The sequence below is a fragment of the Enterobacter cloacae complex sp. P29RS genome, assembly GCF_014893445.1.
GTDB classification, from domain to species: Bacteria; Pseudomonadota; Gammaproteobacteria; order Enterobacterales; family Enterobacteriaceae; genus Enterobacter; species Enterobacter intestinihominis.
In genome coordinates this window covers 1-336 of sequence record NZ_JADBPZ010000049.1, presented here as the reverse complement: position 1 = coordinate 336, position 336 = coordinate 1, and the positions used below count along the sequence as shown (strand labels likewise).

The window sequence follows — 336 nt, the reverse complement described above, 5'->3', positions numbered from 1 at the left end:
GGGAACCTGCGGTTGGATCACCTCCTTACCTTAAAGAACCTGCCTTTGTAGTGCTCACACAGATTGTCTGATGAAAAGTAAATAGCAAGGCGTCTTGCGATTGAGACTGTACGTCCCCTTCGTCTAGAGGCCCAGGACACCGCCCTTTCACGGCGGTAACAGGGGTTCGAATCCCCTAGGGGACGCCACTTGCTGGTTCGTGAGTGAAAGTCACCTGCCGTCATATCTCAAAACTGACTTGCGAGTCATGTTTGAGATATTTGCTCTTTAAAAATCTGGATCAAGCTGAAAATTGAAACGACACACAGCTCATGTGTGTTCGAGTCTCTCAAATTT

The 336-nt window shown here is 47.9% G+C and carries 1 tRNA gene; it reads left to right on the top strand.

Annotation, left to right across the window (positions count from 1 at the left end):
• Window positions 1–112 precede the first annotated feature (112 nt).
• Window positions 113–188, top strand: a tRNA-Glu gene (locus IM282_RS21790).
• The last annotated feature ends 148 nt before the right edge of the window (window positions 189–336 follow it).